This window comes from Bacillus sp. BP-3 (assembly GCF_028401955.1).
Classification (GTDB): Bacteria; Bacillota; Bacilli; order Bacillales; family Bacillaceae_G; genus Bacillus_A.
This window is the reverse complement of the sequence record NZ_JAQOTJ010000042.1, coordinates 1-6,492: the sequence shown is the minus strand read 5'-3', so window position 1 is coordinate 6,492 and position 6,492 is coordinate 1. Positions and strand designations below refer to the sequence as shown.

At 31.1% G+C, this 6,492-nt stretch carries 8 protein-coding genes; 5 read left to right on the top strand and 3 right to left on the bottom strand.

Annotation, left to right across the window (positions count from 1 at the left end; all coding sequences use genetic code 11):
• Nucleotides 1-1,037 (top strand): mobilization protein (locus tag PLX19_RS25740; RefSeq protein WP_272191775.1); only part of this gene is annotated, 1,037 nt, incomplete at its 5' end.
• Nucleotides 1,038-1,256: 219 nt separating this feature from the next.
• The gene (locus PLX19_RS25735) at nucleotides 1,257-1,913 is read left to right on the top strand and encodes a MarR family transcriptional regulator (RefSeq protein WP_272191774.1); all 657 of its coding nucleotides are present in this window, start codon (nucleotides 1,257-1,259) and stop codon (nucleotides 1,911-1,913) included.
• 607 nt (nucleotides 1,914-2,520) lie between these two features.
• Here PLX19_RS25735 and PLX19_RS25730 read toward each other — a convergent pair.
• Both PLX19_RS25730 and PLX19_RS25725 read right to left on the bottom strand, forming a co-directional pair.
• Entirely contained in the window at nucleotides 2,521-2,691 is a 171-nt protein-coding gene (locus tag PLX19_RS25730; protein ID WP_272191773.1) for a hypothetical protein, read from the bottom strand.
• Nucleotides 2,692-2,801: 110 nt separating this feature from the next.
• On the bottom strand, nucleotides 2,802-2,963 hold the full coding sequence (locus tag PLX19_RS25725) for a D-alanyl-D-alanine carboxypeptidase (protein WP_272191772.1): 162 nt from the start codon (nucleotides 2,961-2,963) through the stop codon (nucleotides 2,802-2,804).
• A 434-nt stretch (nucleotides 2,964-3,397) separates the two neighbouring features.
• Here PLX19_RS25725 and PLX19_RS25720 point away from each other — a divergent pair, with 434 nt between their 5' ends.
• Nucleotides 3,398-3,919 carry a DUF3967 domain-containing protein gene (locus tag PLX19_RS25720; protein WP_272191771.1) on the top strand — a complete coding sequence of 174 codons (522 nt, stop codon included), beginning with the start codon at nucleotides 3,398-3,400 and terminating at the stop codon, nucleotides 3,917-3,919.
• A gap of 123 nt (nucleotides 3,920-4,042) precedes the next feature.
• On the opposite strand, the gene PLX19_RS25715 is transcribed toward PLX19_RS25720, so the two are convergent.
• Nucleotides 4,043-4,330 (bottom strand): hypothetical protein, encoded by a 288-nt coding sequence (locus PLX19_RS25715; RefSeq protein ID WP_272191770.1) that lies wholly within the window; start codon nucleotides 4,328-4,330, stop codon nucleotides 4,043-4,045.
• 227 nt (nucleotides 4,331-4,557) lie between these two features.
• On the opposite strand from PLX19_RS25715, the gene PLX19_RS25710 reads away from it, so the two are divergent.
• A complete protein-coding gene (locus PLX19_RS25710) occupies nucleotides 4,558-5,322 on the top strand; it encodes a hypothetical protein (protein ID WP_272191769.1) in 765 nt (254 codons plus the stop codon).
• Nucleotides 5,323-5,981: 659 nt separating this feature from the next.
• Entirely contained in the window at nucleotides 5,982-6,122 is a 141-nt protein-coding gene (locus tag PLX19_RS25705) for a hypothetical protein (protein WP_272191768.1), read from the top strand.
• The last annotated feature ends 370 nt before the right edge of the window (nucleotides 6,123-6,492 follow it).

The following is a 6,492-nucleotide window of genomic DNA, read 5'->3' as shown; positions in this document are numbered from 1 at the left end:
ATGTACCGAATTTCGAAAGTAGTCGAGGCTTAACGAGGCGTGTCGGAATGGATAGAGCCTTGCAACAACAAGGCATAAAAGGAAAAGGAACGGAACTCATTGCGAATTGGAGAACATTAGAAACGGCTTATATCGAGGAATTAGCAAAAGAACATATTCCTGATTTTGAAAGGGCCAATGTAGGGTCTCACAAGTACATGAAAGTCCGTCAATACAAGGAATATGCAGAAACAAAATTATTTGTTGAAAATCAAGTACAAGAAAAAGAAATGCAATTACAAGTTGTTGATCATTATTTGAAAGATACTGAAGAAAAAGCAAAAGAATTACAGATGGTGAAAAAGTGTTTGGAAAGTGATGTCGTTGATAAGTACAAAGAATTAGAGATAGTGAAGCAACAAGTGGAAAGTGGAAGTGAAAAGCTGCAGCTGATTGGCCAACGTTATGTAGAGTTAGAAAAAAGAGTAAAACAAAAGCAAGAAGAATTAGATAGTGTTACGGATCAAGTGCCAAATGAACCTGTTAAAATTCCATTTTTGCGTAAAGAAGTAATAACAGAAGTACAGGATAAAATGTTTGGAAAAGCTGAAATTACGAAGAAAAAGACAAGAAATTATGTATTATCACCAGAACAATATCAAGAATTAACAAAACAAGTGAATGCAGCGGTGACTATCAAAAAGGATTATGAGTGTTTGAGAAAAACAGATTTTGTGAAAGAGTATCAAAGTTTACGAATGACTGCAGAGAGTTGGATGGAAGAGAATAGGACATTGAAACAAGAAAAAGGTCAGTTGCAAAAAGAAGTGGGGACGTTAAAGACTGAAATAAGTTCTTTAAAAGCTCATATAAGAGATTTACAGACAAATATAAAGGTTTTATATCAAGAAACAAAAAAAGTCTTTAAAGAGCAATTTAAGACGTTTAGAGCGATTATTAAAAATGAATTGGATAATAAGGGAATAGATAATCAATTTGAACGTGAGTATAAGAGGGAAATGAGTAATAAACATCGAGGATTTGATATGGAAAGATAAAAAAATGGGGAAACTTTGTTTCCATCTTTCAGGTTATTGAAAACGTGATAGAATGAAAAAAGAGCCATGCGGGAACATGACTCTTTTAAAAGGGTATTCTACGAAAATACCTAAAAGAAAATTATCTGGTTATAGATTATCATAATTTGATTTATAATCAAATAGCAAAAAATAGGTGTTTTTGTTGATTCCCTCAATTTAAGGAGGAATTAACTAGATATGACAAAGAAAATTATTGATTTTGGACAAGCTGAAAAAAAAGCAAAAGAAAGAGATAGCAAAATTAATAGTATTTATGAAAAACTTGAAGGCACTGGTGGACTTTCTGAAGAAGAAAGAGCCATGATGCTACAAGTATTAAGTAAAATGTCTGGTGGAGAAGAATATTTTATTGGTAAAAAGAAAAAACCTACGGATCGGGTGAGATTTGTGCAAATGATTACAGAGAATATTGATTATTTATGTGAAATTGGCTATTTAACTCAACCGGAAAAGGCATTTTTATTTGATATTTCAAGATTTCTAGAATTTAAATCAAATGTTGTTGTTGAAAAAAATAAAGATAATGATATAAAACCGAATGCAGCGTCTCCTAGTTATTTAGCTAAGAAATTAGGGAAAACAAGGACTTCTATTTCAAAAATGATGAATGAATTGCTTGAAAAAGGAGTTTTAGGAGTGGCAGAAACTGGTGTAATAACTGAAGATGGAAGAACTTGTTCAGCAAGGACTTGGTTTGTTAATCCTAATATATTATGTAATTCACCTAAAGATGATATTGATAGAGCGACTCAACAAATTTTTTCAAAAGCTTTACGTAATATCAAAATTGAAGGTAATAGAAAAAAACATAAACTACCAATTTATTTATTTTAGATGTCAATTTATATTGACATCTTTTTTATTTATCATTTCCCATTTTATAGGTGTTAAAATTTTTTAACACAGGTGTTAAAAAATTTTAACACCTTATGTCTTATAAACCCTTGCTATTACTGACTTTCTTCATTTTGCTCTTCTCACTCTTATATATAGGGCTAAAAGTTCCGCAAGGAACGGGTCGTATTTTTGAGAAAATCACTCAAAAATCTCCACCCTTTTCGCTTTGCTCCATCCTTGCAAAACTTTTTTCGGCTGGTTTTTAGCTTTCGCCAAGCCGAACAGACCAAAAACGAGGTTAAGTTGCTCGACTTGGACAAGCAATTGTACCAGCCGAACCGCTAGTTCTCTCGTTCAAAGTATTATCCTTTTTCCGTATAAATCAACGCTATGTGGGGTTTAGCCCCCACACGACTAGCCAGCACTCACACCCAAAAACAAGGGGAAAAGCAAAAATAATAGGGTAACCAAAAGAGATAATTTCTAAAATGAATTTATTTTATTTAAGTGATTTTGAGTTGCAAGAAAAAGAAATAAAAAGAGCTATGTTTTTGCATTCACATGGCTCTTTTTTCTAGGTATTTTTCGATAGGAAATTTCAAAATTAATTCTGAAGCACTTTTTTCCCTTTTGATTTTTTATGAGAAATTAATAAAAAAACAATCATAATTGCCAAAGGTAGTAAGAATACATACAAAGGTATACCCCAAATAAAATGTCCTCTCAAGGCTTGAATAATAATATAAATAAACTCCCAAATTACATGTAGTTTCATCGAACCCCTCCTGTTAAATTTACCCATAAATATATTAACTACATACAATAAAGAGAGCAAGAAGGGCTAGTTGACGTAAAATTCGTTATTGGTAGTTTAATTTATATTGTTTACTTATTTTTGACTTCATTTTTACCAATTTGATAACCTGAAATTGCTCCTAGTGTCAATAAGAAAAAAATATTCCATTCAAATTTACCTGTAACAAAATTAAATACTAAACTACATACAAATGCCCCAATAATAAATAAAAATAATTGATTGAATTTCATCATTAACGCTCCCTTTTAATGAACAAATCAAGAACATAAGTATATTCTCGATAAAAGTAAGGAAAACCTTTTATTCTTGTATATCCTATACATGCTTGGTTAACATAATGTAACATTATCGGTAGCAAGGAAAACGCAAAAACCTTTTATATGATTGGTTTTTTGCGTTTTCTCTTTTTATGATGATATACATGATTTTATACATTGAGGAGATAATGGGGTTTTTCAGGATTAGGGATGTCCTGTATTAGTACAAAATTTTGTATAAAATCTTGTATAAAAAAGTAGTTAGATGACTTTGTTTTACTCTGGTAAATTTCAAAAGATAATTGAAAACTTATCTTTAAATTAAAAAAAGAAGGTGTTACCTTTTTAAAGAAGGAAAACACTATATAGCAACTGAAGAATGGTTTAGAACAGAGGGAGGACAAAATATGGCTCAAACTTATTGGGGATCTGAGGTAGCCAAGAACTTAGGGATTGGCTCAAGTACTTTGCGTAAATATTGCCTTGCCCTGGAGGAAGCCGGGTATCCTTTCGAGCGCGGCAATAATAATTCTAGAATTTTTTATCATAAAGACGTAGCAACTATAGAACGGCTAGTAACAGCTATGAACAAGAAGAATGTAACACTAGAACAGGCTATAAATCTATCAATGACAAGTGTTATAGAAAACGAGGTAGCAACTGTTGCTATAGATAGTGTAGCAGATACAGAACACATAAAAGTATTAACAGAACGTATAGAACGATTAGAACAACTTAATTTAGAGTTAATTCAAAGATTGGATCAACAAAGTAAACTTTTACAGGAAACTGATGCTCAAAGAATAATAAGAGAAGAACAAAGAGATGTTCAATTAATGCAAGTATTAAGAGAAATACAAGATAGTAAGCGCCTAATAGCAGCTTCAGAACAGAAGAAATCACTTTGGAGTCGTCTATTTGGTAAATAAATTAAAATTTAATAATGGAGGGGGGTTCTATTTATGAAAAAAATTTCTATCTATGAAGAAATTAAGTTTCTGTTTTGGGGATACTCCAAAACAGAAACTTAATGGCGATGTAGCAGGCTTCTACTACTTTATTTTTTTTAATAACAATTTGATTAAATCAAAGAGTATGCCATAGATAATAAAAAAGAATATATGTAGAACATATCCTAAAGGCAAAATTTTGTTATTCACTTCATCCAAAATCATACTTCTAAATGGTTCTGTATATACAGCCTTAAACATAAATGGTTCCAAACCAAAAGAAAAAAACAATATATGTTTATTATCTCCTCCCATATAATCATGAAAACAAATTCCTAAACTAATCAATAAAAACCAAAAAGTAAAATATCTAAATAAATTTAGTTTCATAGTAAATAATCTCCTTTGGTGTAATTTAACACTTTAATCATAACACAAAAAATTAACTATTAATTTATCTGATTAATCAGATAAATATTTATCAACGTTTAATTAGTTTGATTTTTCAGTTAATTAATCCATTATTTGTATTTTTTTGTTATTATTTTACTTGTGAATGCGCATCACAGCTTTAAAAGTATATATTTTTCTATTCTATTCAGAAAGCAGGAACTAAAATGTTTAAAAATAAACCTAATAAATTATTAACAGGGTTAATTATTACTATGTTTGCTTTTACTTTAAATACTAATGTTGCTGGTGCAGAATCAATTAATCAACCAATTAATAAAGAAGTTAATGGAGAAGCACCTGTAGTTTTCAAAGGAAAAGAATACAAAGATATTGAAGATTTGGTAAAATCAACCGGTGAAGAAAATTGGAAGCCTATTCATATTCCAACGAAAAAAGAAAAAGAAGAATTTTTTGCGAAGCAAAGAGCCAATATAAAACAAGGTTTTGCTGCACAATCAATTCCTGATGATTGGCCACATGTCGGAGACATTTTAGTTACAAGTAGTACAAGCAGTTATGGATTGACAGGTCATTCTGGCATAATAATTAGTGACTCTACTATGTCACAAGGAGAAAATGTTGTACATATTGCTGGTCCTGGTTATCATCCTAGAAAAATGAGTACAGAGGAGTGGGCACATCGTTATCCTAAAACGGCTTGGCTTCGTTATAAAGACAGAACGGCTGCTTATAAAGCTGGTCGATTTGCTGAACAAGAATTTCTAGTTGATTTAGCATATATTGATTATAGAGTAACACCTGGTGTTTTAGATCAAAGCTATACTTATTGTTCAGAATTAGTATATCAATCTTATGCATTTGGAGCAGGAGTTCATTTTTGGAATTCTTGGCAAGAATCAATAGGCATTATTAAGCCTTATGATTTCTTAGATGATTCTTCATTCAAAAAATACTTCTCTACCATGTAGTGTTGCCATAGTTTGATTATGAAAGAGCCCCCCCTTTATTTATATTTTTGAAGAGGGGGTTTTTGGATTAATATTTGTACTTCCTAAATCATATTTAGAGAGAAGATAACTTCTGATAACACTGATTATGTAAAAAAGCTAGTTTTGATCTGGCTTTTTCTTTTTTTTTGTTTACAGGTACCACAATCTTTTTACTTTCGGTATTTTGAATGTATATTTTTGTTGGAAGTTTTAGAGAAAATGCGTGAAATAAGATAAAGTCAATGAAATCAAGGAAATAAAAGTAAACTAATATTCAAAAGTTTACTTTTATTTTCTTAATAAAAAATATAAAACTTATTAGTTAAAATTTTATATTAATGTTTTTTTATATTAATAATAGGAATTAAATTAACTTAATATTGGGAATTTTTAACATAAATATTATCAATTTACTATATATTCCATTTGTGTAAAATTATTAGTAAGCTAAACTCTTTTTTAAATCTTTGCCCTAACAAAGATTTAAAAGGTATTACTATTTTTCTGGTTTAAGATATGTTGAAAAAAAGAATCTGTAATAGATTCTTTTTTTCTTTTTCTATATATCTAAAGTAAACTTCTATTTAAAAGTTTACTTTCAAATTAGAAGAGGTTATCCTCTTGTTTCACTTCAGTCCTTGCACTCACATTTAAAAACAAGATGGATTTTTCGTGGTGTAATTGCACTCGATCAATTACTTGGTTTAGGTATAGGGATTATTATTTTAATAACAGTGTTTTTTGTAAAACGTTATAATTCACGTATTGATAAGAGATAGTTGCATGGCGTGTGTCAACGGTACCGGACCGAACCCGAAAGGGTACGGGAGGATAAGGAGTTGATACACTCTCTATATGACCCTCTTGGCTTGTCAAAACGGCAACCGTTTTGGCCTGCCAACCGGCGAGGGAGTCCCTCAAGGATTGAGGGGTTGGGGAGTTGGATTGATGGGGTCAAGGGGAAGAGTTCCCCTTGTAGGTTCGGACAAAGTCCGAGGTATTTTTGCCCTGTTAAACAGGGCTCGGCGGAGCCGAAAAGCGTCGCAGACCCCTATCGATTTTGATGCGTTAGCGTCAAAATACGTATAGGGTTACGTTAATTGACTCCATTTCGTCGCTTTGCTAGACTTATGGTATCAATTAATCTAG

Excerpts from the sequence above, each read along its gene's own strand:
- PLX19_RS25735 (WP_272191774.1), top strand. The coding sequence starts at position 1,257 with ATGACAAAGAAAATTATTGATTTTGGACAAGCTGAAAAAAAAGCAAAA.
- PLX19_RS25730 (WP_272191773.1), bottom strand. The coding sequence starts at position 2,691 with ATGAAACTACATGTAATTTGGGAGTTTATTTATATTATTATTCAAGCC.
- PLX19_RS25725 (WP_272191772.1), bottom strand. The coding sequence starts at position 2,963 with ATGAAATTCAATCAATTATTTTTATTTATTATTGGGGCATTTGTATGT.
- PLX19_RS25720 (WP_272191771.1), top strand. The coding sequence starts at position 3,398 with ATGGCTCAAACTTATTGGGGATCTGAGGTAGCCAAGAACTTAGGGATT.
- PLX19_RS25715 (WP_272191770.1), bottom strand. The coding sequence starts at position 4,330 with ATGAAACTAAATTTATTTAGATATTTTACTTTTTGGTTTTTATTGATT.
- PLX19_RS25710 (WP_272191769.1), top strand. The coding sequence starts at position 4,558 with ATGTTTAAAAATAAACCTAATAAATTATTAACAGGGTTAATTATTACT.